The organism is Micromonospora sp. PLK6-60 (genome assembly GCF_019890675.1).
GTDB lineage: Bacteria > Actinomycetota > Actinomycetes > Mycobacteriales > Micromonosporaceae > Micromonospora.
This window is the reverse complement of record NZ_JAIOAA010000004.1, coordinates 342,180-363,611: the sequence shown is the minus strand read 5'-3', so window position 1 is coordinate 363,611 and position 21,432 is coordinate 342,180. Positions and strand designations below refer to the sequence as shown.

General features: G+C 74.1%; 24 protein-coding genes and 1 pseudogene. 16 read left to right on the top strand and 9 right to left on the bottom strand.

Annotation, left to right across the window (positions count from 1 at the left end):
- Positions 1-27: 27 nt before the first annotated feature.
- Complete coding sequence (locus tag K7640_RS11085; protein ID WP_255608716.1) at positions 28-636, bottom strand: response regulator transcription factor; 609 nt, start codon at positions 634-636, stop codon at positions 28-30.
- A gap of 68 nt (positions 637-704) precedes the next feature.
- On the bottom strand, positions 705-1,970 hold the full coding sequence (locus K7640_RS11080; protein ID WP_222954666.1) for a histidine kinase: 1,266 nt from the start codon (positions 1,968-1,970) through the stop codon (positions 705-707).
- Between the two features lie 132 nt (positions 1,971-2,102).
- On the opposite strand from K7640_RS11080, the gene K7640_RS11075 reads away from it, so the two are divergent.
- The 4 genes from K7640_RS11075 to K7640_RS11060 all read left to right on the top strand — a co-directional run bounded on the left by K7640_RS11075 (position 2,103) and on the right by K7640_RS11060 (position 5,459).
- Positions 2,103-3,002, top strand: coding sequence for an ABC transporter ATP-binding protein (locus K7640_RS11075; protein ID WP_222954665.1), 900 nt, complete (start codon positions 2,103-2,105; stop codon positions 3,000-3,002).
- The gene (locus K7640_RS11070; protein WP_222954664.1) at positions 2,999-3,790 is read left to right on the top strand and encodes an ABC transporter permease; all 792 of its coding nucleotides are present in this window, start codon (positions 2,999-3,001) and stop codon (positions 3,788-3,790) included. The genes K7640_RS11075 and K7640_RS11070 overlap by 4 nt, the downstream gene beginning before the upstream one ends.
- Before the next feature lie 2 nt (positions 3,791-3,792).
- Positions 3,793-4,509 carry a hypothetical protein gene (locus K7640_RS11065; RefSeq protein WP_308042514.1) on the top strand — a complete coding sequence of 239 codons (717 nt, stop codon included), beginning with the start codon at positions 3,793-3,795 and terminating at the stop codon, positions 4,507-4,509.
- A 113-nt stretch (positions 4,510-4,622) separates the two neighbouring features.
- Entirely contained in the window at positions 4,623-5,459 is an 837-nt protein-coding gene (locus K7640_RS11060) for a hypothetical protein (RefSeq protein ID WP_222954663.1), read from the top strand.
- 96 nt (positions 5,460-5,555) lie between these two features.
- Here K7640_RS11060 and K7640_RS11055 read toward each other — a convergent pair whose 3' ends face one another.
- The gene (locus K7640_RS11055) at positions 5,556-6,560 is read right to left on the bottom strand and encodes a hypothetical protein (protein WP_222954662.1); all 1,005 of its coding nucleotides are present in this window, start codon (positions 6,558-6,560) and stop codon (positions 5,556-5,558) included.
- A gap of 127 nt (positions 6,561-6,687) precedes the next feature.
- Between K7640_RS11055 and K7640_RS11050 the strand changes: the two genes are divergently transcribed.
- Positions 6,688-7,620, top strand: a complete 933-nt coding sequence (locus K7640_RS11050; protein ID WP_308042513.1) for an AAA family ATPase — start codon at positions 6,688-6,690, stop codon at positions 7,618-7,620.
- Positions 7,617-8,111 (top strand): Rho termination factor N-terminal domain-containing protein, encoded by a 495-nt coding sequence (locus K7640_RS11045; RefSeq protein ID WP_222954660.1) that lies wholly within the window; start codon positions 7,617-7,619, stop codon positions 8,109-8,111. Before K7640_RS11050 ends, K7640_RS11045 begins: the two co-directional genes overlap by 4 nt.
- A gap of 27 nt (positions 8,112-8,138) precedes the next feature.
- Here K7640_RS11045 and K7640_RS11040 read toward each other — a convergent pair whose 3' ends face one another.
- Positions 8,139-9,119: a LysR family transcriptional regulator gene (locus K7640_RS11040; protein WP_222954659.1), complete on the bottom strand. Its 981-nt coding sequence runs from the start codon at positions 9,117-9,119 to the stop codon at positions 8,139-8,141.
- Between the two features lie 38 nt (positions 9,120-9,157).
- On the opposite strand from K7640_RS11040, the gene K7640_RS11035 reads away from it, so the two are divergent.
- Both K7640_RS11035 and K7640_RS11030 read left to right on the top strand, forming a co-directional pair.
- The gene (locus K7640_RS11035; RefSeq protein WP_222954658.1) at positions 9,158-10,042 is read left to right on the top strand and encodes a serine hydrolase; all 885 of its coding nucleotides are present in this window, start codon (positions 9,158-9,160) and stop codon (positions 10,040-10,042) included.
- A 155-nt stretch (positions 10,043-10,197) separates the two neighbouring features.
- Positions 10,198-11,190 (top strand): MBL fold metallo-hydrolase, encoded by a 993-nt coding sequence (locus tag K7640_RS11030; RefSeq protein WP_222954657.1) that lies wholly within the window; start codon positions 10,198-10,200, stop codon positions 11,188-11,190.
- A 32-nt stretch (positions 11,191-11,222) separates the two neighbouring features.
- Here the strand turns inward: K7640_RS11030 and K7640_RS11025 are convergent, their stop codons facing one another.
- A complete protein-coding gene (locus K7640_RS11025; protein WP_222954656.1) occupies positions 11,223-11,762 on the bottom strand; it encodes a DUF1697 domain-containing protein in 540 nt (179 codons plus the stop codon).
- A gap of 211 nt (positions 11,763-11,973) precedes the next feature.
- Here K7640_RS11025 and K7640_RS11020 point away from each other — a divergent pair, with 211 nt between their 5' ends.
- Positions 11,974-12,825: an aldo/keto reductase gene (locus tag K7640_RS11020; protein WP_222954655.1), complete on the top strand. Its 852-nt coding sequence runs from the start codon at positions 11,974-11,976 to the stop codon at positions 12,823-12,825.
- 179 nt (positions 12,826-13,004) lie between these two features.
- Positions 13,005-14,090, top strand: a complete 1,086-nt coding sequence (locus tag K7640_RS11015; protein ID WP_222954654.1) for a hypothetical protein — start codon at positions 13,005-13,007, stop codon at positions 14,088-14,090.
- On the opposite strand, the gene K7640_RS11010 is transcribed toward K7640_RS11015, so the two are convergent.
- Complete coding sequence (locus K7640_RS11010) at positions 14,084-14,722, bottom strand: transcriptional regulator (protein ID WP_308042512.1); 639 nt, start codon at positions 14,720-14,722, stop codon at positions 14,084-14,086. The two genes, K7640_RS11015 and K7640_RS11010, sit on opposite strands and share 7 nt — an antisense overlap.
- A 3-nt stretch (positions 14,723-14,725) precedes the next feature.
- Positions 14,726-14,782: pseudogene (locus K7640_RS30775) on the bottom strand (hypothetical protein); the annotation flags it as partial.
- Between the two features lie 245 nt (positions 14,783-15,027).
- Here K7640_RS30775 and K7640_RS11005 point away from each other — a divergent pair.
- From K7640_RS11005 to K7640_RS10980, 6 genes are all read left to right on the top strand, one after another.
- Entirely contained in the window at positions 15,028-15,777 is a 750-nt protein-coding gene (locus K7640_RS11005; RefSeq protein ID WP_222954653.1) for an SDR family oxidoreductase, read from the top strand.
- A 208-nt stretch (positions 15,778-15,985) separates the two neighbouring features.
- The gene (locus K7640_RS11000; RefSeq protein WP_222954652.1) at positions 15,986-17,062 is read left to right on the top strand and encodes a glycosyltransferase; all 1,077 of its coding nucleotides are present in this window, start codon (positions 15,986-15,988) and stop codon (positions 17,060-17,062) included.
- A 10-nt stretch (positions 17,063-17,072) separates the two neighbouring features.
- Positions 17,073-17,240 carry a hypothetical protein gene (locus K7640_RS10995; protein WP_222954651.1) on the top strand — a complete coding sequence of 56 codons (168 nt, stop codon included), beginning with the start codon at positions 17,073-17,075 and terminating at the stop codon, positions 17,238-17,240.
- A 214-nt stretch (positions 17,241-17,454) separates the two neighbouring features.
- A complete protein-coding gene (locus tag K7640_RS10990) occupies positions 17,455-18,009 on the top strand; it encodes an NADPH-dependent FMN reductase (RefSeq protein ID WP_222954650.1) in 555 nt (184 codons plus the stop codon).
- Between the two features lie 26 nt (positions 18,010-18,035).
- Positions 18,036-19,049, top strand: coding sequence for an ATP-binding cassette domain-containing protein (locus tag K7640_RS10985; protein WP_222954649.1), 1,014 nt, complete (start codon positions 18,036-18,038; stop codon positions 19,047-19,049).
- Positions 19,046-19,903 (top strand): ABC transporter permease, encoded by an 858-nt coding sequence (locus tag K7640_RS10980; RefSeq protein ID WP_222954648.1) that lies wholly within the window; start codon positions 19,046-19,048, stop codon positions 19,901-19,903. The genes K7640_RS10985 and K7640_RS10980 overlap by 4 nt, the downstream gene beginning before the upstream one ends.
- A 78-nt stretch (positions 19,904-19,981) precedes the next feature.
- On the opposite strand, the gene K7640_RS10975 is transcribed toward K7640_RS10980, so the two are convergent.
- Together K7640_RS10975 and K7640_RS10970 are read right to left on the bottom strand one after the other, a co-directional pair.
- Positions 19,982-20,122: an LPXTG cell wall anchor domain-containing protein gene (locus K7640_RS10975; protein WP_222954647.1), complete on the bottom strand. Its 141-nt coding sequence runs from the start codon at positions 20,120-20,122 to the stop codon at positions 19,982-19,984.
- A 10-nt stretch (positions 20,123-20,132) separates the two neighbouring features.
- Positions 20,133-21,341 (bottom strand): glycosyltransferase family 2 protein, encoded by a 1,209-nt coding sequence (locus K7640_RS10970; protein ID WP_255608609.1) that lies wholly within the window; start codon positions 21,339-21,341, stop codon positions 20,133-20,135.
- Between the last annotated feature and the right edge of the window lie 91 nt (positions 21,342-21,432).

Here is a 21,432-nt window from a genome sequence, read left to right as displayed (position 1 = left end):
GGTGGCCGGCCCTCGGTGGGGAGCCGGTCAGACCAGGCCGGCGTCGTGCACGAGCAGGGCCACCTGCACCCGGTTGTTCAGGTCGAGCTTGGCCAGCAGCCGGGACACGTACGCCTTGACCGTCGCCACGCTCATGAACAGCTCCGCCGAGATCTCCGCGTTCGTCCGGCCCTGCCCGAGGGCGACGGCCACCTCCCGCTCCCGCGCGGTGAGCCCGTCCAGCAGCCGCCGGGCCCGGTCCCGCCGGGCGTCCGGGCCGGTGGCCGGCGCCGGGGCCGTCACGTGCGTGATCAGCCGGCGGGTCACCGCCGGGGAGAGGGTCGCCTCGCCGGCCGCGACCCGCCGCACGGCGGCCACGATCTCGGCCGGCGGGGTGTCCTTGAGCAGGAAGCCACCCGCCCCGGCGCGCAGCGCCCGCAGCACCTGCTCGTCGGCGTCGAAGGTGGTCAGCACCAGCACCTCGGGCGGGTCCGGCGCGGCCCGCAGCGCCTCGGTGGCGGTCAGCCCGTCGACCCGGGGCATCCGGATGTCCATCAGCACGACGTCCGGGGCGTACGCGGCGACCGCCGCGGGCACCTCGGCGCCGTCGGCCGCCTCGCCGACGACCAGCACCTCCGGCACCCCGCCGAGGATCATCGACAGGCCGGCCCGGACCAGCGCGTCGTCGTCGACGATCAGGACCCGGACCGGCGGCTGCCCGGCGCTCACGCGGCGGGCCAGGGCAGCCAGGCGGCCAGCCGGAAGTCGCCGCCGGCGTCGCGCCCGTGCTCCAGCCGGCCGCCGGCCAGGCTGACCCGCTCGGCGACGCCGACCAGTCCCGTCCCGGTGCCCGGGATGGCGACGCCCGCCGCCTCCCCCACCGGCCACGGGTTGCGGATCTCCACGGCGAGGCCGATCCCGGGGCCACCGGCGAGCCGGACGGTCACCACCGCCCCGGGGGCGTGCTTGCGGGCGTTGGTCAGCCCCTCCTGCACGATCCGGTACGCGCTGCGCCCGACCGCGACCGGCACGCCGGCCGCGTCGACCACCTCGTCCAGCACGCAGACCCGGACCCCGGCGGCGCGGGACTCGGCGACCAGCGTCGGCACCTCGGCCAGGGTGGGCTGGGGGCGCTCCGGGCTGGCCGTCTCCCCGTCGCCGGTCCCGGCCCGCAGCACGCCGATCACCTCGCGCAGGTCCTGCAACGCGGCGTGCGCGCTGGACCGGATCACCCCGGCCGCCCGGCCGACCTCGTCGGCCGGCGCGTCGGGCCGGAACTCCAGGGCGCCGGCGTGCAGGCTGAGCAGGGAGATCCGGTGGGCGAGCACGTCGTGCATCTCGCGGGCGATCCGGGTGCGTTCCAGCTGCCGGGCCTGGGCGACCCGCAGCTGCTGCTCGGCCTCGGCCCGTTCGGCGCGGTCGCGCAGCGAGAGCACGAGCTGCCGGCGGGCCCGGACGAACAGCGCCCAGGCCACCAGGACGCCGATGAACATCACCGTCCAGGCCATGCTCGCCCAGAACGGCATCGTCGGGTCGGGCCGGATCGCGACGTAGATCGGGCTGGTCAGCAGGTGCCAGCCGACCAGCGCCGCGGCGACCGGCAGCGGCCGGTGCACCACCACGGTGAACAGGATGATCAGCAGGGCCGCGGCCGCGCTGACCGAGAACAACGCCAGCGGGGCGGTGGCCACGGCGAGCCCGACCGGCCACCGCCGGCGCAGCCACAGCGCCGCGCCGGCCAGGACGCCGATCACCACGTCGACCTCGTTGAGCCACGACGGCCCGGCGTTCAGCGCGACCTGTGGGTCCGCCGACAGCGAGTCGTTCCAGGTCAGCGCCACCCACCCGAGCGCGACGAGGAAGGCCAGGCCGTCGACGAGCCAGTCCCGGGGGGTGCGGCGCACGACCCGGGCGGCGGGCGCCGCGCGGCCGGCCGCGGCCAACGAGCCCGGCAGCAGCCAGGGATGATCCGGTACGGCGACGCTGTTCACCCAGCCCATGGTAGGGAGCCGCCGGTCGGGGCCACCAGCTACCAAAGTCGACGCCCGCCGTAGACCGGAGACGGTGCCCCGCTCGACCGCCGGCCGCAGCGCCCGGCCGGGTGGCGCCGGCAGGCTCGACACATGATCGAAGTCGAAAACCTCACCAAGCGGTACGGCCCGCACCCCGCCGTCGAGGATGTCTCGTTCCGCTGCGAACCGGGCACCGTGACCGGTTTCCTCGGCCCGAACGGTGCCGGCAAGTCCACCACCATGCGCATGATCTGCGGCCTCACCGCACCGACGGCGGGCAGTGCGACGGTGAGCGGGCGGCCCTACCGCCGGCTGCCCAACCCGGGCCGGGAGGTCGGCGTGCTGCTCGACGCCTCCGCCCAGCACGCCGGCCGCACCGGCCGGGAGGTGCTCGCGGTGGCCGCCCGGACCATGGGCGTGGAGCGGGGGCGGGTGGCCGACACGCTCGACAAGGTCGGGCTGAACCCGACCGCGGCCCGGCGCCGGGTGCGGGCGTACTCGCTGGGCATGCGGCAGCGGCTCGGCCTGGCGCACGCGCTGCTCGGTGACCCCCGGGTGTTGATCCTCGACGAGCCGGCCAACGGCCTCGACCCGGAGGGGATCTTCTGGATGCGCGGCCTGCTGCGCGACTTCGCCGACCGGGGCGGCACCGTGCTGCTCTCCTCGCACCTGCTGCGCGAGGTGGAGGCGGTCGCCGACCGGCTGGTGGTGATCGGTGGTGGCCGGGTGGTCGCCCAGGGCGGCCGGGACGAGCTGCTGGCCGGTGCCGGCACCCTGGTCCGCGCCCGGGATCCGCATGCCCTGCGGCTGACCCTGGACCGGGCCGGCCTGGACGCCACCGCCGGCACCGACGGCGGGTTCGTGGTGCGGGCCGAGGCGGGCGCGGTGGGGCAGGCGGCGGCGGACGCCGGCCTGGTCCTGACCGAGTTGCGGCCCGCCGACTCGGGCGGCCTCGAGCAGTTGTTCCTCACCCTCACCGCCGGCTCGTCGACCAAGGAGTCCGTGAAATGAGCACCGTCGCCACCGCGCCCCCCGCGCCCCCCACCCCGGTACGCCCCGCCGACCGGGCGCCCACCCTCGCCCGGCTGACCGAGGTCGAGCTGCGCAAGCTGGTCGACACCCGGGCCGGCCGCTGGTTGCTGATCACGATCGGGGTCATCGCGGCGGCCATCGTCACCGTGCAGCTGTTCGTGGTCCCGGACGAGCGGCAGACGTTCACCGCCTTCTTCACCCCGTCACTGCTGCCGGTCGGGCTGCTGCTGCCGGTGGTGGGCATCCTGTCCATCACCGCGGAGTGGTCGCAGCGCACCGCGCTGACCACGTACGCGCTGGTGCCCCGCCGGGAGCGGGTGGTGGTGGCCAAGCTCGCCGCGGTGGTGCTGGCCGCGCTGGTGTCGGTGCTGGTGAGCCTGGCGGTGGCCGCGGCCGGCACGTTGCTCTCCGGAGCGACCGGCGGGGCCGGCAGCTGGCAGTTCGCGTGGTCCCTGCTGCTGCACGCCGCCGTGCTCCAGGTGGTCAACGTGCTGCTGGGCGCGGCGTTCGGGTTGCTGCTGCTGAACCCGCCGCTGGCCATCGTCAGCTATCTGGTGCTGCCGACCATCTGGTCGGTCCTGGCCGCGATGGTGACGGCGCTGCGTGGGCCGGCCGGCTGGCTCGACACGTCGGTGACGATGGAACCGCTGTTCGGTCCGGACGTGACCGCCGGGCAGTGGGGCCGGATGGCGGTGTCGTGGCTGGTCTGGGTGGTCGTGCCGCTGGTCGCCGGCCTGCTGCGCACGGTGCGGCGGGAGGTGTCCTGACCGTGTCGACGCCGGGCGGGGACGACGCGGTGACCGTGGCCGGCGGCGCCGCCGAGCTGGCCGTGCTGTGGGGCGGCTTTCCGCTGTTGGGCGCCGGGGTGGGCTGGCTGTTCGCCACCGTCGCGCCGTGGGTGGCCACCGAGCTGCGCTGGGTGCCGTTTCGCGGGCTGTTCAAGGCGGTCGCCGAGTTGCCCGACCGGACGGCGCTGATCGGCGCGGTCGCCGTCGGCGTCCTGGCCGGCGTGGCGGTGGCCGCGGCCGGCCACCGGGACCGGCTCACCGTCAGCGTCGAGCGGCACCGGGTGCGGATGCGCCGGGCGGGCCAGGTCCAGGAGTTCCCGCGTACGGCGGTGCGGGCGGCCTTCCTCGACGGCACGGCGCTGGTCCTGCTCGGCGCGCGGGAGCAGGAGCTGGTCCGGGAGCGGGCCGACCTCGACGGCGCGCGGCTGGCGGCGGCCTTCCGGCGGCACGGCGTGCCGTGGACGGATGGGGATCCGCACCGGGACGCGTACCGGCGGTGGGTGGCGGGGCTGCCCGGGTTGCCGGCGGGGGCGGACGTGCTGCTGGGGGCCCGGCAGCGGGCGGTCGAGCGGGACCGGCGCGGCGAGGCCCGGGAGCTGCGGGGCGAGCTGGCCCGGCTCGGCGTGGTGGTCCGCGACGACGACAAACGGCAGTACTGGCGGCTGAGCGGGACCGCGGCGACGGACGGGGAGTCCTGAGTCGACGTACCGCTGATCGGGTGATTCGATCCCCAGTTTGCCAATAAATAGGACAGAAGCCCAGATAACGCCTTCAATGGTGGGCACGTCTGCCCTACTTGAAGGAACGTTGCATGAGAAGGCTGTACCGCCCGAAGCTGCTGTTGGGAACCGCCGCGCTCGTCCTGTCCACGGTGCTGGGCGCACCGCCGGCGGCGAAGGCCGACGACGGTGCCGTCCGGTTCCACCAGGCGTCGATGGCCGCCGCGCACGACGAGGCGGGCCAGCCGGCCACGCCCGAGGCGAGCGGCGACGGCGGCGGCCTGCCCTCCGACGGCGGCGGCCAGCGGCCCTGGCCCGAGGAGGGGGGCCAGCACCCGGACACCCCCGGCGGGCCGGAGTGGGGCGGCCAGCAGCCGTGGAGCCCGGGCGGGCCGGAGTGGGGCGGCGCGGCCCCGAAGGCCGAACCGGTCGCGCCGAACTGCTTCGAGACCGTGGTGAAGCCGGCCGGTGAGGACGCCTGGACGGCCACCATGCACTGGAAGGGCCGGCCGCACTGCCGGCAGACCTTCACCGGGCCCGTCTCGATCTTCTTCACCAAGGGCGTCGACGAGACGAACCCCGAGCGCCCCGACCAGGGCGGCCGGTGGACCCGGGTCTCCGGCGACGTCCGGGTGGACGCCGACGGCGCGTGGACGTCCCCGCCGATCCGGCTCGCCGCCACCGGGGACTGGAGCCTGAGCGCCGTGCCGCGGGACAACATGTTCTGGCTCGTCGACACCGTCCGGATCCCGGCGAAGGGCTCGCCGTCGGCCGGGCCGGCCAAGCTCTTCCACCGGCCGAAGCTGCCCCGGACCGGCACCTCGGGAGCCGAGCTGCACCTCCTCGGCGGGACCGGGACGGCCGGCCTGGCGATCGGCACACTGCTGCTGGTGGCCACCCGCCGCCGCCGGCACGCCGCGGCCCGCTGACCGGATCACCGCACCCGCTCCATCCTGGAAGTAGTGGCCTCGCGACTCGGGTGAGGCCACTACTTCCGTGTTCCAGTGCCGGCGGACGGCGGGGTGCTACTGCCGGCGGACCGCGTGCGGCGGCCGCTGGCCCAGGGCGTTCGGCCAGGCCAGCACCAGCGCGATCACCAGGCCGGCGAGCAGCCCGGCGAACGCGTAGGGGACGTCGCCGTCGTCGCTGCTGACCACGACGTTGCCGGCCAGCGAGGTGAACAGGGCGCCCAGCCGGAGCCACTGGACGACGAGCGCCGCCAGGACGAGCAGCACGGGCACGCCCAGCAGCGTGCCGAACGCGACGAGGGCGGACCGCTTCCACCGCGACCCCTCCGCCGCCCGGTCCCAGGCCAGCACGGTCACCCCGGTGAGCACGACCGCACCCAGCAGCGCGGCGACGAGCAACCCGCCGGCCGGGGCGAGCCGGGCCAGCCAGAAGCCGAGCGCGCCCACCCCGGCCAGCGCGAGCGCCGGCCGGACCCGGTCGGGCGAGGGCGCCGCCGCCAGCGCGCAGCCGACGGTCACGGCGAGCAGGAGCGCCCCGGTGACGTACGCCGCCGGGGCGAGGTCCGCCGCCCGACCACCCGGGTCGCCGAGCTGCGCGGTAACCACCAGCAGCGCCGCCGCGACGCAGGCGGCGGCGGTGAGGGTACGTCGCTCGGGCCAGCCCCGGACCTCGCCGGGCCGGCTCCTCCCCCGCTGCGCCAGCAGGACGGTGCCGGCGATCGCCAGCCACCCACCGGCGGCCAGCAGCACGGTCGCCGGGGCGCCCTGCGGCTGCGCCCGGTCGGCGAGGACGTCCGCGGCGACCCAGGCGCCCGCCAGCAGGACCGCCGCACCGGTGTGCCGGCGGTCGCCACCCGCGGCGAGGATCAACGCCAGCGCCACCGCGAACACGGTGCCCCAGCGCAGCTCCCGGGCCCAGTACGGATTGCCCCGCAGGAGCAGCTCCGACCAGGGACCGAGCGGCTCGGTCAGTGGTTGCAGCACGGTCACGCCGACCGCCCACCACAGTGCCGCCACCGCGGCGAGGACCAGGCCGGCCACGTACCGGATGTCGGCTCGCATGGCCGCGAGGATATGCCGCGCGGCCGACCCCCGCCGGCCGCGCCGGACGGCGGGGGCGACCGAGGCGCCGGGCAGGTGTGCCACGCCCCCGGGCCGACCGTTACCGTTCCCGGTCGGGGAGGTATCGGTGTACGTCGTATCGGTTATCAACTACAAGGGCGGGGTCGGCAAGACCACGGTCACCGCCAACCTCGGGGCCGAACTGGCCAACCGGGGACTCAAGGTGCTGCTGATCGACCTCGATCCGCAGGCCAGCCTGACGTTCAGCTTCTACGACCCGGACGACTGGCGGGACCGGCTGCGCGACGAGCGCACGGTCAAGCGCTGGTACGACGGCCTGCGCGGGGACACCCCGGCGGTGAACCTCGGTGAGCTGGTGGTCTCCCCCGGCCCGGCCAACGCCCACCTCAAGGGCGCCGGGCGGCTCGACCTGATCGCCTCGCACCTCCAGCTGGTCGACATCGACCTGGCGCTGGCCCGGGGCGTGGCCGACGGCGAGGAGTACGACGCCGAGCTGTTCCGGGTGCGCGGCTCGCTCGACCAGGGCCTGCACGACCCGGCACTGGCCCCGTACGACCTGGTGCTCATCGACTGCCCGCCGAACTTCAACGTGGTCACCCAGTCGGCGATCATCGCCAGCGACCACCTGCTCATCCCGGCGAAGGCCGACTACCTGTCCACCCTCGGCATCGACTACCTGCACGGCAACGTGCGGGAGCTGGTCGAGCGATACAACGCCGACTCCCGCCGATTCGCCCGGATCCGCCGGCACCACAAGGTGGCCCCGGACATCGCCGGGGTGGTGTTCACCATGATCCAGCTGATGGCGCAGCGCCCGATCGCCGCGCACCAGGGCTACATGGACCAGGTACGGGCGCTGGGCGTGCCGGTCTTCCCCACCGCGCTGCGGGAGAACGTCACCCTGTTCGCCACCAACACCCCGCGCGGCGTGCCGGTGGTGCTGCGCGACCGGGTCACCGTCCCGCCGGTGCGCGAGGAGCTGCGGCAGATCACCACCGAGTTCTGGGACCACCTCCAGCCGGCCGGGGCGGACGCGTGACCGACCCGACGCGGACCGCGCTGGCCCGGGTGGCCGAGTTCCTGGCCGGCCTCACCACCGCCGAGCTGACCGACCTGACGCAGGGCCGCGCCCGACTGGCCGTCCTGCCGGTGGCCGACCCCCCGCCGTCGGCCCCCGCGCCGGTCGGGCCCCGGCACGCCGAGGACGCGCCGGCCCCCGTACCCGTCGGCGCACGGCGGGCCGAGGACCGGCCGGCCCCCGCGCCCGTCGGCGCACGGCATGCCGGGGACCCGCCGGCCACCGGACCCGACCGGGACGTCGAGCGGGCCCACGCCGCGCTGGCCGCCATGTCCCGGCGCACCGACGGCACCGCGTACCTGGCCGGCTGGACGGCCCGGGACCTGCGGGCGCTGGCCGCCCGGGCGGGGTTGCGCGGGGTGACCGGGCTGCGCAAGGGCGACCTGGTCGAGCGGATCGTCGACCGCACCATCGGGTTCCGGCTCGACTCGACCGCCGTCCGCGGACGCTAGGCGTCGTGACGGCGCCGGGCCGCGTGGTCACGTGACGGCGGCCGGCCGCTCGTCCTGCCCGGCCTCGAAGAGCACCGGCCACGGTCGGGCGGCGGACGCGAGCGCTGCCGGCCCGGGTGGCTCGGTGACCGCCAGTACCTCCGCCGCCAGCTGCCCGAACATCGGCGCCGCCGGGTGCGCCGACCGGTCCGGCCAGGCCGCCGAGGTGCGTTTCGCCAGCCGTACGCCGGCCAGTGGCCGCCAGGCCAACCGGGGCTCCCGCCGGGCGAGGGCAGCCGGCTCGACGGCCACCGCGCCCCCGGCCAGCAGCAGCCCGAACAGGAACTCGGGGTTGCTCGCCGGCCGGACTCGTCCCGGCGTGAATCCCTGCTCCCCGCACACCCGCAGCAGGTGATCGTGCCAGCCGGGCGCGGTGGCCCGCGGCGCGGTGACCAGGTCCAGTCCTGCCAGCGCGGCGAGGCTGACCGCGCGGTCGCGGGCCAGCGGCGACGCCCGAGGCAGCAGCACGCCCAGCGGCACGTCCACGGCCGGCCCGAGGCGCAGCCCCGCGTCGTCCACCGGGTGGTGCAGCAGCCCCACGTCGAGCCGCCCCTCGCCGAGCATCCGTACCTGTTCGGCGCTGGTCAGCTCGTGCAGGTCGACATCGAGGCCCGGGGCCCGCGCGGTGATCCCGTCCAGCAGCGCCCGCAGCATCACCGCCGGGGTTTCCGGCGGTACGCCGGCCCGCAGCACCCCCAACTGCCCGTCGCGGACCTGTCGGATCAGGTTGCGCAGCCGCCGCTCGGCGCCGAGCAGCTCGTCGGCCTCGCCGAGCAGGAGCTGCCCGGTGGTGGTCAGCCGCACCTGCCGCCGGGACCGGTCGAACAGCTCGACCCCCAACTCCCGCTCCAGCCGCTGGATGGACTGGCTCAACGGAGGCTGCGCCATCCCCAGCCGCTCGGCCGCCCGCCCGAAGTGCAGCTCCCGGGCCACCACCACGAAATGCCCCAGGTGCCGCAGCAGATCCACGCCCCGACCCTACGGGGGCGGTGGTTAGCGTGAGGTGCATGGGGATCGGAGAGCGGATCGAGGAGATCTACGGCCGGGCGGGCATCAGCGGGGCGCTGCACGTGGCGGACGTCGACGAGGCGGGGCGGGAGGTCGCCCTCCGGGCGGACGAGCAGATCGTCATCGCGTCCGTGTTCAAGATTCTGCTGGTGCTGGAGTTCGCCCGGCAGGCTGTCGCCGGACAGCTCGACCCGGCCGAACGGGTGCTGGTGCGCGCCGAGGACCGGCTCGGCGGCTGGGGAGTCGCCGGTTGCGCCGACGACGTCGAGATCTCTCTGCGTGACCTCGCGTACTTCACCATGTCGGTCAGCGACAACACCGCCGCCGACCTGCTGTTGCGTCGGGTCGGGCCGGACGTGCCCGCGATGCTCGCCGCCGAGCTGGGCCTGCCACGCACCCGGATCGTCGGCGGCCCCCGGCAACTGGTCGAGGTGATGCTCGCCGACGTGGGTGCCCGCGACGAGGAGGAGTTCGCCCGGATCTTCCCCACCCTGTCCGCCGAACGGGTCCGGTCCATGCGGGTCTTCGACCCGGCGCACACCACGTCCAGCACCGCCCGGGAGATCACCCACCTGCTCGGGCTGATCTGGCGGGACGAGGCAGGGCCGGCGGCTGCCTGCGCCATGGTGCGCGAGCTGATGGACCGCCAACTTTTCTGGACCCGGCTCGCCGCCGGCTTTCCGCCCGGTGTCCGGGTCGCCGGCAAGACCGGCAACCTGCCCGGCCTGCACCTGGAGGCCGGCGTCGCCGAATACCCCGACGGCCGCCGGTACGCGATCCTGGTGCACGCCCGGACCGTGGGGCTGAGCGTCCGGCGAATCGACGTCGACCTGGCGCTGGGCCGGGCCGCCCGGGTCGCCGTGGAGGTGCTGCGCGACGGATGAGTTTTCAGCTCATGGCGTTCCCGCGCGCTGCCTCCGACCTGCGGTGATATCGGTCCGGATATCGCCGCCACCGCCGGTCGATCTTGGACGCGACGGCGGGTGCGATGGTGAGGTCGGTGCCGACCACGCTCCACACCGCACCGAAAGGCATCCGCATGCCCGCACCTCGCATCCACCGCCGCCGACTGCTGCGCGACGCCGCCGCCGGCACCGCCGCGCTGACCACCGCCGGGCTGGCCGGCGCCGCGCTCACCACCCCGGCCCAGGCCGCGGCGCCCACCGTCGCGGCGCCCGCCGCCGCCCGGTCACGCCGCCGGGGAGCGGTCAGCTTCCGCTGGTGGGGTACGTCCGGCTGGCGGATCGACATCGGCGACCGCACCGTCCTTGTCGACCCGTACCTGAGCCGCTTCGACACCGGGCTGTTCCGCAGGGCGTTCGACGAGGACACCCCGTTGACCGTGGACGCCGGCGTGATCGACCCGCTGGTGGACCGGGCGGAGAACATCTTCGTCACGCACACCCACTGGGATCACTTCAACGACGTTCCGTACCTCGCCCGGCGCACCGGCGCCCGGGTCTTCGGCACGCTGACCGCGTACCACCTGGGGCTGGCCTACGGGCTGCCCGCCGGGAAACTCGCGCCGGTCCGGGGCGGGGAGATGCTCGACTTCGGCGACTACACGGTCGAGGTGGTCAGCTCGCTGCACAGCCGCAACGGCTCCTGGTCGATGGCCTTCCCCGGCGTACGGATCACCCCGCCGCCGAAGCCGACGAAGATCTCCGACCTGCCCGAGGGGGACACCCTGGCCTTCCAGCTGCGGGTGGTGGACGGCCCGTCGGTGTTCTTCATGGGGGCGAGCGACCTCAACGAGCGCAACCTCGCCGGGCTGGCCCCGGACGTGGCGATGATCGCCACCGCGGCCACCACCGCCACCGCCGACTACGTGCCCCGGCTGATGGCGGCGCTGGACTTCCCGAAGGTGGTGGTGCCCGTGCACTGGGACAACTTCGAGACGCCGCTGACGAACCCGCCGCGGGTGGAGCCGAACGACCGTACCCGCCTCGACGCGCTGATCACCGAGGTGCGGCGGGTCTCGCCGCGCAGCCGGGTGCTGTTGCCCGAGTACCACACCGCGTACCACTTCTGACGGAACGGGAGCCGGCGCCGGCCGGTCCCGGCTCAGCCAGTGGCCAGCTCGCTCAGAGCTCGGACGGTCTTCCAGTTGCGGGTGGTGGCCACCACTCCGAGCCGCTTCTCCAGGTGGACGTTTGTGAACTTCGACCGGCCGTAGCCGCCGTCGGGGAAGTGCTGGTAGACCTCCCGCCCGGCGATGATGAACTCGACGTTCTCGTTGCCGGGCACGGTCAGCGCCGCCGCCTTCGCCTTCGCCGGCGCGGCGGCGAGGAACGCCACCAACAGCCGGGTGGGGTCGTCCTGCCCGGGATACGGGTTGCCGTCCACGACAGCGGCCAGCTCGCCGGCGTCGCGGATCAGCACCGGCACGGTCAGTCCGAACTCTTCGGCGATCGCCCTCTCCAGGCCCTTGGCCAGCGCGCCGGCGTCGCCTGCCCGGCTGCCGAAGACCACGTTGCCGGACTGGAGGTGGGTCCGCACGTCCTCGTGGCCGAGGTCGGTGACCACCCGGCGCAGGTCTGCCATCCCCACCCGGGGGCCGGCGCCCACGTTGATCCCGCGCAGCAGCGCGACGTAGCGGTTCATGCCGTCCAGCCTAGGCGTCGAGCGGCCCCCCGGCCGGACCGGAACTCCCGGTGCGAGCGGCCCGGCCGCCCGGGTTGGCGCAGATCACGTCACCGATCCGGGTGACACGGCCACCGCAGCGGGTAACTCGCTGCGGTGGCCTGATCCGGCCGGGAGAAGGTGGGAACGTTCCCGCGCCGGACCGCCCCGACACGATGGGAGAACAAGCCGAATGGCGCACACGATCCCGAACATTTCCCTCAACGACGGCAACACCATCCCGCAGCTGGGCTTCGGCGTATTCCAGATCGAGCCGAAGGACACCGTTCAGGCCGTCCGCACCGCGCTGGACGTCGGCTACCGGCACATCGACACCGCCGAGATGTACGGCAACGAGGCCGAGGTCGGGCAGGCGATCCGCGAGTCCGGGCTGGACCGGGACGACGTCTTCGTGACCAGCAAGCTGAACAACGGCTTCCACCGGCCGGACGACGCCCGCAAGGCGTTCGAGCAGACCCTCGCGGCGTTGAAGTTCGACTACCTCGACCTGTTCCTGATCCACTGGCCGCCGCCCACCCTCTACGACGGCGACTTCGTCTCGACCTGGAAGGCGCTGGAGGAGTTCCAGCGCGACGGTCGGGCCCGGTCGATCGGCGTGTCGAACTTCCAGGTGGCGCACCTGGAGCGGCTGGCCGCCGAGGCGGAGGTCGTGCCGGCGGTCAACCAGATCGAGGTGCACCCGTACCTCGGCAACGAGGAGGTGCGCGCGTACGGGAAGGCGCACAACATCCTCACCGAGGCGTGGTCACCGATCGCGCAGGGCGACGTGCTCGGCGACCCGACCGTCGTCGACATCGCCGAGCAGGTGGGCCGGACGCCGGCCCAGGTGACGCTGCGCTGGCACGTGCAGCGCGGCGACATCGTCTTCCCCAAGTCGGTCACCCCGAAGCGGATCGAGGAGAACTTCGCGATCTTCGACTTCGAACTGGACGACGCGGCGATGGACCGGATCACCGCCCTGGACAAGGGCGAGGCGGGTCGCCGCGGCCCGAACCCGGACACCTTCGACTACGTACCGAGCTGACGCGGCCGGCGGGCGCGACGCAGCCGGGAAGGGGGCCCGATCGGGCCCCCTTCCCCGCGTCCGCCGCAGGTCCGGCCACTTCTTACGAGACTGCTACGGACCCGCCGCCCGGCTGGTGGGCGGCCGGCGGGGCCGGTTGGCTCGGGGAGTCTCCCCTTCCGACCGGAACGGAGTACCACATGCGAGTGTCCACCCTGCTCCGCCCACTCGGCGCCGCCGCGCTGGCGGTGGCGCTGCTCACCGCCGTCCCCGTCACGGCCGGCGCCGCTCCCGGCGGCAAGCCCGGCAAGCCCGGAAAACCCACCCCGTCCCCCACCGCCGTCCCGCCACCGAGCCCGACCCAGAGTCCCGCCCCGACACCGACCGCCAGTCCCAGCCCGGCCCCGGTGGTCCTCGGCGGCACGATCACCCCGTCGACCATCGTCGCGGGTCAACTGGCCACCCAGACGATCACCCTCACCGGTCCGGCCCCGGCCGGCGGGCTGTGGGTGTACCTGAGCGCCGACGTGGTCTACGGGGCGTTCGTGGGCAGCAGCGTGCACGTGCCCGAGGGGCGGACCAGCATCACCTTCCCGATCCGGCTCGCCGCCGGCATCAACACCACGCTGCACCGCACGCTGCACGCCCAGGCGACCGGGCAGGGCCTCGTCCCGGCCGGCACGGTCACCGTCGTGCCCGAGGATCCGGCGGTGCAGGGGGTCAAGGACCTGCGCTTCGACCGGCGGGTGGTGTTCAACGGATCGGACGTGACCGGGACGGTGGAGCTGACCGCCCCGGCCCGGGCCGGTGGCATCAACGTCGACCTCTGGTCCAACACCGCCTACACCGGGGTACGCGTGTTCGTGCCGGCGCTGGTCGTCGTGCCCGAGGGGGCGACCACGGTCAGCTTCACGGTGCCGGTCCGTGGCGACAACGTCCCCGGCGAGGGCAGACCCGGCGCGTACCTGGGCAGCACCGGGGACAGCAGCCCGGTCGCGGCGGTGCCGACGACCTTCGCCGTCGGCGGCGCGTACGTCCCCGTGGGCGGCACGACCACCGGGGTGGTCGGCATCGGCGACACGCCCAACCCGGACGGGACCCGGGTGTCGCTCTCCGTCGACCTGCCCGGGGTGTCCGTGCCGGCGACCGTCGACGTGCCGCCGGGCAGCCCGGGGGCGGTCTTTCCGATCACCGGGCCGAGCACCCTCCCGCCGTCCAGCACCGGCACCGTCACCGCCACCTGGCAGGGCCGGACCGCCACCGGCAGCCTGTTCGTCGGCTACTGACCGGCGGTGAGCCGCTCGCCGGCCCGGTGGAAGGCCGCCTGGGTCGGCGAGCCCGGCTCGGGGACGTAGACGATCAGCCGCTGGTCGGTCTCCGGCACGTGCAGCACCCGGCACTCGAACTCCAGCGGACCCAGCTCGGGGTGGGCGACCCGCTTGACGGTCGGGCGGCGCTCCCCCACCCCGTGCTCGGCCCAGAGCGCGGCGAACCGCGGCGACACCCCGAGCAGCTCGGTGACCAGCGCGGCCAGCGGCGGGTCGGCCGGGTGGCGACCGTACGCCGCGCGCAGGTCCGCCACCGTCGTCCGGGCGAAGGCCAGCACCTCCGGATCGCGCCAGTATGCCGCCGGCACTCCCCGGGCGAACATCCAGCGGACCATGTTGCGTTCGCCGGCGGGCACCGTCGACAGGTCGCCGACGAACCAGCCCGCCAGCCGGTTCCAGGCCAGCACCTCGTACGCGGCGTCGACCAGGTACGCGGGCGTGCCGGTCATCGCGTCCAGCAGGTGCCGCAGCCCCGGGGGCACCGTCCGGCTCGGACCGGCCGGCTCGGGTGGCGCCACCCCGGCGACCCGGAACAGGTACGCCCGCTCGTCCCGGTTGAGCAGCAGCGCCCGGGCGAGCGCGGCGAGCACCTGCCGGGACGGGTGCGGCCCGCGCCCCTGCTCCAGCCGGATGTAGTAGTCGACGGAGATGCCGGCGAGTTGCGCGACCTCCTGCCGGCGCAGGCCGGGGGTGCGCCGGCGTACCCCCTCGGGGGCCGACCTCGGCGGGCCGCAGCCGGGCGCGGCGGGCCCGCAGGAAGTCGGCCAGCTCCGCCCGGCGCAGCGTCGTCATGCCGACCAGCCTGCCGCAACCCGGGCGGTCCCGGGTGGTACCACCGGTACCAGGCTCGCCGGGTCTCTCCCGGCCGGCCGGTCCCGCCGGCAGCCTCGACCCCATGACGACGACACTCGCCCTGGTCACCGGGGCCAACAAGGGAATCGGGTACGCCACCGCCCAGCAGCTCGCCGCGCGCGGCGCCACGGTGCTGCTCGGCGCGCGGGACGAGGCGCGGGGCCGGGAGGCGGAACGGACGCTGCGCGCCGGCGGCGCGGACGCCCGGTTCGTGCCGCTGGACGTCACCGACGCGGAGTCGGTCGCGGCGGCGGCGAAGCTGGTGGAGCGGGAGTACGGCCGGCTCGACGTCCTGGTCAACAACGCCGGCATCGTCCGGGCCGACGGCACCGCGCTGCCCAGCGAGACCACCCTCGCCACGCTGCGGGAGGTCTTCGACACCAACGTGTTCGGGGTGGTGACGGTGACCAACGCGCTGCTGCCGCTGCTGCGGCGGGCCCCGGCGGGGCGGATCGTCAACGTCTCCAGCGAGGTCGGCTCGATCGGGGTGATGACCGACCCGCAGGGCGCCCTGTTCGCGCTGACGTCGGTGCCGTACCCCGCGTCGAAGACCGCGCTGAACATGGTCACCGCGATGTACGCCAAGGAGCTGCGGGACACCCCGATCAAGGTGAACGCCGCCAACCCGGGCTACTGCGCCACCGACTTCAACCACCACTCCGGTTTCCGCACGGCGGAGCAGGGGGCGGAGGTGAGCGTGCACCTGGCGACGCTGCCGGCGGATGGGCCGAGCGGCCTGCTCTGGGGATACCGAATGGATAACGGTGGCGACCACGGGGTGCTGCCCTGGTGAGGCCGTCGAAGGCGGGTTTGCCCGATCGGCCGCGCCCGATTGGTCACCCGGTCAGCGGGGCCGTCCGTTTCGCCGGGCGCCACCGGCCCTCATGATCCCTCCGATGGCACCACCGGTGCCCCCGTAATCCCTCTCACGTCCCATGGCGCTGCAGGTCAGAGCGTGTTCCACTCCTGGTTGACCAGCGGCGTGGGGGCGGCAGGATCACATGAGCACGTACCGGCACACCCGGATTGTGGTGGTGGTGCCCGCCTACAACGAGGCGGCCACCATCGCCGCGACGGTGCGCGCGCTGCTGGCCCAGACCCGGCCGGTGGACCGGCTCATCGTGGTGCCCAACAACTGCTCCGACGACACCGCGGCCATCGCCCGGGCGGCCGGCGCCGAGGTGTGGGACATGCCCGGTCCCAACCCGCACAAGAAGGCGGGCGCGCTGAACTGGTCCATCGGCCTGCTCCTGCCGCACCTGCACGACCGGGACCTGCTGCTGGTCACCGACGCGGACAGCATCCTCGCCCCGGGCGCGGTGGCCGCCGCCGTCCGGGCGCTGACCCGGCGCGGGGTCGGCGCGGTCTGCGCCGACTACCGGCTGGACGACGGGCGGCGGCTGCTGGACATCCTCCAGCGCAACGAGTACGCCCGGTTCTCCCGCTGGGTGTGGCGCAAGGACGGCAAGGCGGTGGTGCTCTCCGGCGTCGCCACCGTGTTCCGCGTCCCGGTGGTCCGGCAGATCCTCGCCGGCCGGGCGAGCGGACGGCTGCCCGGCTACCCGGGCGAGTTCTACCACCGGGACCCGGCGACCGAGGACATCGAGATGACGTTCGCGGTGCGCTCGCTGGGCTACCGGCCCCGGGTGGCGCCCGGCTTCGACGCGATCACCGACTCGATGCCCACCGTGCAGGCGCTGATCACCCAGCGGGTGCGCTGGCAGCGCGGCATGCTCGACTCGCTGCGGCTGTACGGCTTCCGCTGGTGGAACGCCGGCAACTGGCTGCGCCAACTGGGCATCTACAGCAGTTCTCTCCTTGTGCCGCTCTACCTGGTCTCGCTGGTGGCCGGCTGGTACCTGCTCGGCTACCTGCCATGGGATCCGCGCTGGCTGCCGATCACCGGCATCTTCGTCGCCGAGCGGGTGCTGACCGTCCGCCGGCAGGGCTGGTGGGCGCTGCTCACCGCCGCCGCACTGCTTCCCGAATGGTGCTACGAGCAGGTCCGCTCCTTCGCCTACTGGCGGGCGCTGGCCCAGACCGTACGCGGAACAGACCGCGTATGGATCAACTCCTGAGAGGAACTGTATGTACACCCGTGGATGCACTGCGGCCGCCGCCGGCTGCACCGCCACCCTCCCCCTGACCGGGGTCAGCATCGGCTGGTCGGTGATCGCCGGGGCCACCCTGCTCATCGCCGGCCTGGCGCTGGTCCGCCTCGCCCCGGTCATCCGGCGCCGCCCCCAGGAACGCTGACCCGGCGAGCACGGCGCGGCGGCCCGGGGCGGGCCGCCGCGCCGTGCTCTCTTCAACGGTCCGCCGCGCTCTGCTCTCTTCGACGGGCCGCCGCGCTGTGCCCTTCGACGGTCCGCCGCGCCGTGCTCGTCGGCGACTTCCGCGCCCGCCAGATGTGATCTGGCGGGCGTCTCGCGCCTTCCGGGTGAGATCCCACGACACGCGGGGAGGGAGCATGTCGCCGTTGCGGCTCGCTGTGATCGTCGGCAGCACCCGGGAAGGGCGGCTGGGCGACCGGGTGGTCCGCTGGTTCGTCGACCAGGCGCGCCGGCGGGACGACCTGGCGGTCAGCGTCGTCGACCTGGCCGGATACGACTTCCCCGTCCGCTATCCCGCCGAACCGACGCCGGCCATCCGGTCCTTCGTCGGGCAGGTCGGCCGGGCGGAGGCGTTCGTCCTGGTCACCCCGGAGTACAACCACAGCTTCCCCGCCTCGTTGAAACAGGCGATCGACTACGCGTACGACGAGTGGCAGGCCAAGCCGGTCGGCTTCGTGTCGTACGGCTGTCGTTCGGTCGGCCGGTACGCGGTCGACCAGCTCCGCACGGTCTTCACCGCGCTGCACGCGGTCACGGTGCGCGACACCGTCGGCGTGGACCTGCTCGCCGACCCGCCCGGCGCGCAGGCGCAGGAGCAACTGCGGCAGGACGCCCGGGTGTTGCTGGACGAGCTCTGCTGGTGGGGTCTGGCGCTGCGCGAGGGCCGCGCGGCGCGCCCGTACGTCTGCTGAGGCATCGCTGAAGAGAGGTAGTGATCATGAGCAACCGGAACACCGGTCTGGCCGTCGAGACCGACGGCCTGGTCCGGTCGTTCGGCGCGACCCGCGCGCTCGACGGCCTGGACCTGCGGGTCCCCGCCGGCACCGTCTACGGTGTGCTCGGCCCGAACGGGGCCGGCAAGACCACCGCGGTCCGGGTGCTGGCCACCCTGTTGCGCCCCGACGGCGGCCAGGCGCGGGTCTTCGGGCACGACGTGGTGGCCGAGGCGGACCAGGTCCGCGCCCGGGTCAGCCTGACCGGCCAGTACGCCTCTCTGGACGAGGACCTGACCGGCTCGGAGAATCTGGTGCTGCTCGGCCGGCTGCTGGGGCTGCGCAAACCGGCGGCCCGGGAGCGGGCGGAGGCGCTGCTGGCCGCGTTCGGGCTGACCGAGGCGGCGGGCCGCCAGGTGAAGAAATACTCCGGCGGCATGCGGCGGCGCATCGACATCGCGGCGAGCATCCTCAACACTCCGGACCTGCTCTTCCTCGACGAGCCGACGACCGGGCTGGACCCGCGCAGCCGCAACCAGGTGTGGGAGATCATCCGGGCGGTGGTGGCGCACGGCACCACGGTCCTGCTGACCACGCAATACCTGGACGAGGCCGATCAGCTCGCCGGCCGGATCGCGGTGGTCGACCACGGGCGGGTGATCGCCGAGGGCACGCCGGGTGAGCTGAAGTCGTCGGTCGGCTCCGGCACCATCCACCTGCGACTGCGCGACGCCGGCCGGCGGCCGGACGCGGAGAAGGTGCTGCGGGCGGCGCTGGGCGTGCCGGTGCAGCTGGAGCCGGACCCGGTGGCGATGACCGCCCGGGTCGGCGAGGACGGCACCGACCTGGAGGCGAGCGAGCAGGCCGCCCGGGCACTGGGCGAGCTGGCCCGCGCCGGCATCGTCGTCGACGACTTCTCCCTCGGCCAGCCCAGTCTGGACGAGGTGTTCCTGGCCCTGACCGACCACCCCGCCGGCGCGGCCGACGAGCGGGACGACGAGCTGGAGGCGGCCCGATGAGCGACACCGCGACCACCACCACCGGGCGGGCCCCGTCCGTGTACGTGCCCTCCGCGGAGGCACTTGCCACGGTCCTCGCGCCGGGCAGCCGGCCGGCGCGACCGGGGCCGCTGTCGGCGTCGCTCAGCTTCGGCTGGCGAGCCCTGCTGAAGATCAAGCACGTGCCGGAGCAGCTGTTCGACGTGACCGCCTTCCCGATCATCATGGTGCTGATGTTCACGTACCTGTTCGGCGGCGCGCTCGCCGACAGTCCCCGGGACTACCTGCAGTTCTTCCTGCCCGGCATCATGGTGACCAGCGTCGTCATGATCACCATGTACACCGGGGTCGGGCTGAACAACGACATCGAGAAGGGCGTCTTCGACCGGATCCGGACGCTGCCCGTCTGGCGGCCGGCCGCGCTGGTCGGCATGATCTTCGGCGACCTGCTGCGCTACATCCTCGCCGCGCTGGTCATCCTCGGCGTCGGCCTGGTGCTCGGGTTCCGCCCCAGCGGCGGCGTGCTCGGGGTGCTCGGCGGGATCGGCCTGCTGGTGGTCTTCTCGTTCGCCTTCTCCTGGGTCTGGACCTTCTTCGGCCTGGTGCTGCGCAGCGAGAAGTCGGTGATGGGGGTCAGCATGATGGTGCTGTTCCCGCTGACCTTCCTGAGCAACGTGTTCGTCGAGCCGGCCACCATGCCCGGCTGGTTGCAGGCGTTCGTCAAGGTCAACCCGATCACCCACCTGGTGTCGGCGGTGCGCGGGGCGACCGCCGGCACGTTCGACGCGACGAACGTCATGTGGCTGCTGCTGTGGAGCGCCGGGTTCGTGCTGGTGTTCGGCACGCTGACCATGTACCGCTACAACCGGCGCTGACCGGCGGGGCCGCGGACCCGGCGACGGGTCCGCGGCCCCCACCTCGCCGGCCCGCGCCCCAGCAGGCCGGCGAGGGTGTCACCGGAACCGGCGGCGGGTCCTGGCGCCCCACTGGGCCGCCGTCACCAACAGGGCGCCGATGCTGAGGGCGATCGCACCGATCACCCCCACAGCAGCGGTCGACGCGCCCGTCAGGGGCAGCTCTTGATTCGCGGACATACTCACCTCCTCACGCGCTGGCCGGGTCAGTGGCGCCGATGCGGGCCGGCGAGGCCCACACGCAGCGGTCGACGGTGGGCCGGCGCAGCGCCTTCACCAACGCGTGCACCAGGACCACCCGATAGAGCAGGTCCGCCACGACGATGAACGGCAGGAAGAGCACCAGCCGGGGGCGGGACAGCCGCCAGGCGGCCAGCACCACCCAGATCCCCTGACCGCCGAGCATCAGCAGCAGGCCCGGGCCCACCCCGGCACCGGCGGCGGCGAGCACCCACAGGGTCAGCGGGCCACCGGCGACATAGAGGGCCCAGTGCGCCATCAGCAGCAGGTACGCGTAGTCGAACCGGCTGTGCACCCGGCCGACCCGGTGGCCGATGATGCCCTGGAAGGTGCCCCACATCCAGCCCAGGTTCTGCCGGTACCAGTCCCCCATGCTGGTCGGATCCTGGAGGTACGCCACCGCCCGGGGGGCGTAGACGATCCGGCCGAGCCGGCGGCGGTGGGTCTCCAGGACCCAGAAGGTGTCGTCGACGATGTACGGCGGCTGCTGCGGCAGCACCTCGTCCAGCAGTTCCACCCGGTAGAGGGAGTTGCTGCCCGAGATGCAGTTCATCACGTTGAAGTGGCTCTGGATCCGCCGCGTGATCACCTGATAGTTCCAGTAGCTGTACGCCCGCTTCGCCAGCCACGGGTTCCACCGGTGTTCCGGCGGCCACCAGGTGACGTTGTGGCCGACGACGATGGCGACGTCGTCGTCCAGCCGGGCCAGCGCGGCGGTGACGAAGTCGGGCGCGACCGACACGTCGTCGTCGATGATGGCCACCGCGCGCCGGGTCACGTTGAGCGCGAAGAAGACGAAGCCGATCTGCAGGGCGGCGGGCTTGCAGACGTTCGTGCCGAGGGCGAGGACCCGGGCGCCCGCCTCGGCGGCGACCCGCGCGGTGTCGTCGGTGGAGCCGTCGGAGACGACGTACACCGGCGCTCCGGTCGCCCGGGCGGCGGTGACGGCAGTGGCGATGGTCGCGGCGCCGTTGCGGCAGGCGATCAGGATCGCCACCTCGTCGGCGCGGACCGGCCCGTAGCGGGGGTGGGTCGGCCGTCGGTGCGCGCCGCGCGCCGCCCGCTCGGGGCGGAGGAATCCATAGCAGAACGAGACGACGGCCGCCGACAGCACGACGCCGGCGAAGACGACGGATGCGATCAGGAAGACACGAAGCAAGGCCCGCTCTCTCCCCCCACCGACGCGCCCCGAGAGCGGCTCGGGTTCACCTGCGGTGAAGGTAGCTTTCGCGGCGGTGCCGGTGACCCCA